This window comes from Flavobacterium sp. (assembly GCF_036741995.1).
Taxonomy (GTDB): Bacteria; Bacteroidota; Bacteroidia; order Flavobacteriales; family Flavobacteriaceae; genus Flavobacterium.
Window position 1 is genome coordinate 1 of record NZ_DAINRG010000093.1, and the last position, 3,469, is coordinate 3,469.

2 protein-coding genes are annotated in these 3,469 nt (G+C 37.3%); both read right to left on the reverse strand.

Translation table 11 applies throughout. From position 1 onward, the window contains the following. A partial coding sequence (locus V7D82_RS13540; protein WP_333601484.1) for an SDR family oxidoreductase occupies positions 1-918 on the reverse strand: 918 nt, incomplete at its 3' end. Then, the gene (locus tag V7D82_RS13545; protein WP_333601485.1) at positions 905-3,388 is read right to left on the reverse strand and encodes an exopolysaccharide transport family protein; all 2,484 of its coding nucleotides are present in this window, start codon (positions 3,386-3,388) and stop codon (positions 905-907) included. The genes V7D82_RS13540 and V7D82_RS13545, both read right to left, overlap by 14 nt. Positions 3,389-3,469 lie beyond the last annotated feature (81 nt).

Sequence of the window (3,469 nt, forward strand, 5' to 3'; positions counted from 1 at the left end):
GGGTTGGTAATTCAGTAATTTTCGGGCTTTATCAATACTGGCCAACGAGTGCGGAATATCGCCAACTCTGTTAGGTCCGTGAGTGACAGCTATATTTTTAATCGAATCATCATAAGCTGACAAAAATTCTTTTAAATAAGTAACCATATCATTCAGTGTGGTTCGGTCACCAAAAGCAGTATTGTACACCGTGTTTATGGCTTCCGGATTTTGTGTCAACATGGCTAATTCATTCATTTGAATCACATTGTCGATATAGGTGAAATCCCTAGAGTAGTTCCCGTCTCCATTAATAATCGGGCTTTGGTGTTGCATCAATTGCATCACAAATTTTGGAATTACCGCAGCGTAAGCTCCGTTGGGATCCTGTCTTCTTCCGTACACATTAAAATAGCGCAAACCGATAGTTTCAAAGCCATAGGTTTTGCCAAAGATTTCGGCATACAATTCGTTTACATATTTGGTAATGGCGTACGGTGAAAGTGGTTTCCCAATTTTGTCTTCCACTTTTGGCAAGCCTTCAGAATCTCCATAGGTGGAAGAACTGGCGGCATACACAAATCGTTTAACACCTGCATCTCTTGAGGCTGTAAGCATGTTCAAAAACCCGGATACATTTACATCATTTGTAGTAATTGGATCGTTTATAGAACGGGGAACCGAGCCTAAAGCCGCTTGGTGCAAGACATAATCTGCGTTTCGGACGGCTTGGGTACACGTTTCCAGATTACGGATATCCCCTTCAATTAATTTGAAATTGGGAGAAGCCAACAAAGCTTCAATATTATGGCGATGTCCGGTTGAAAAATTATCCAGGCAAGTTACTTGATATCCTTTGGATAAGAAATGCTCGCAGAGATTAGAACCAATAAATCCAGCTCCACCCGTAATGAGTATAGATGTTTTATTGTTTTCCATTATTTCTTCTTTTGATAAAAAATTTATAATACAATTTGGAGAAGAAGCCAGTTGGTTCTTCGTCTTCGTGATAGCCACTGCCGTAACCGTAGCCATAACTGTAACCATAGCCATAGCCGTAACCGTAACCAACGCCGTATTTAGCTTTGTTTTCGTAACCGTTGAAAATGATACTGATGTTGTTCAGCTCTCCACGTTTAGATCGGTTGTTTAATAGTGTCAACATTTCTTTTTTAGTGAAATTTTGACGCACTATGTATAAGGTAACATCACAATACTGTGCCAATTCCAAGGCATCCGAAACCAGACCCACCGGAGGCGTATCCAAAATAATATAATCGTATTCTTTTTTCAACTGATCCATCATTTCTTTCATGGATTCACCAAGGATTAACTCTGACGGATTCGGTGGAATAGGCCCTGAGGTAATAACATCAAGATACGGAATATGGGTTTTTTGAATCACCTCATCCAATCTTTTTTGTCCAATTAAATAATTAACGGCTCCGATTTCATTCTGAATATTAAAGTCATCAAATATTTTTGGCTTTCTTAAATCGAGTCCTAAAATGATGGTTTTCTTTTCGCTTAGCGCAAATACGGTAGCAATATTGATAGAACAAAATGTTTTCCCTTCACCACTGACAGAAGACGTTAGCATGAGTGTTTTTGTTCCTTCGATACTTTGCTTTTTGTATAGGAATTGTAGCGAAGAACGAATGGCTCTAAAGGATTCAGACAGCGCTGATTTTGGTCTTTCAAAAACCGACAAATTGGTTTCGGAATGCTTAACACCAACAATTCCCAGCAATGGCAACTGCGTAAGGCTGGAGATATCTTCAATATTCTGAATAGAATTGCTAATAAAGAAGATGAAAAAAACCAGCACTAACGGAATTAAAATTCCCAAAAAGAAAGCTAAAACATAATTTACACTTGTTTTGGGACCAAGCAATCCACCGCCCACATCTTTGGCCGGATCTATAAATTGTATATCCGATAAATTGGCTGCTTTAACAATTGAAGCTTCACTTCTTTTTTGCAAAAAGGTATTGTAGATGTTATCACTTAAATTGTATTTTCTGGATAACTTCAACCATTCTTGTTTGTTTTCAGGGAGTTTACTGATTTCGCCTTCAATTTTGGCAATTTTTTCATTGGCCAAATTCAAGTCATATTGCAAAGCCGTTCGGTAAGAATTGGCGTTCTCCAACAATACTTTCTTAACCGATTGAATTTCATTATCAATTCTCTCATAATACACCTCGCCTTTTATCGAATAAACCAACTCCGAGCGTTGGATGGAAAGCGATATCAAACGAGCCACATTGGTATTGATGTTAGGTTCATCAATCCCGGCCACGGTTGGAGCCGGTAATTTGGAGAAATCAACACTGCCTTTCAAATAATTTTTCAAGGAATTGAGGTAGGCAATTTTTCGTTCCACATCATCCTTTTTGGCATCAAAGTCTAATAGCTGTTGCTTGTAGTTAGCGCCCCCTTCTTCTATGTCAATAATGTTGTTGTTCTTGCTGAAATCTTTTAATTCTTCGCCGGAGTTTTTTAATTGCTTTTCCATTGAGCCCAGGGTTTCGTCAATGAAATTAATGGTGTTTTCGGCAAATTTATTTTTGCTGTCTAATTGTCTTTTGATTAAAACCTCAACAGTAGCATTAAGATAATCTACCATTCTGGCCTTATTCGTCCCTTCCATTCCCAGTTTCAAAATAGAACCGGCTTTATCATCCGTATCTACTTTAATTCCTTTAAGACCGGAAACCGTTGCGTCAAATGGGTTGCAACGAATCAATGTTTCTTCATCAAAATTATCTCCTGAATAATTTGCCAAACTTAGTTTCCAATGCAGAAAAGGAAGTGAAACATCTTCACCAACTTTGAATGTTTTGACAAACTCTTTATTGGGAACAGCAATGGTTGTTATTCTATTATCAGCATACTTGATTACTTCTGCTGTATTGCTCTGAAACGGTATTGTAATTTGGTACTTATCTCTGGAAAGCATTTTTACTTTCACAAACTGACCCAACAGCTGATTTTGAGTTCTGTCTAAAGTAACTTTGAACGGTACTTCTCCGTAAACATCTTGCAGGAAATACTTTGTTTGTCTTAAATAATCAACATAAAACTGTAATCTATCCACTACGACTTCATTGTGTGATCTTGATTTTAGAGTGGTTGAAATCATTTGAACCTTATCCGAAGTTCCGCCCCAGTTAAAAACCAAACTGGTGTTGGCCGTAAAAAAAGGATTGTTCTCTTCCTGAACCGCTATAGTAGTTTCAATACCATAAATTTTTTGCTTTCTGACATTTACCTGATGTGCTATAGAAAAAGCAATGATTAATCCAATCACAAACCATTTCCAATAACTGGCCGTTTTGATTAAAAATCCTTTAAAATCAAAGCTGCTTTGTTTGTCAAAAAAAGTAAAATCTTTTACGTCTAACATGAAAAATGGAATTAATTTTTAAGTAACAAAAAGGTTGTAGTGGCCAAAGACAAAATGGTGATGATGGTCGATAACGACTCT

What these genes read in the sequence shown, in the direction of transcription:
- V7D82_RS13545 (WP_333601485.1), bottom strand. Translation starts at nt 3,388, where the DNA reads ATGTTAGACGTAAAAGATTTTACTTTTTTTGACAAACAAAGCAGCTTT.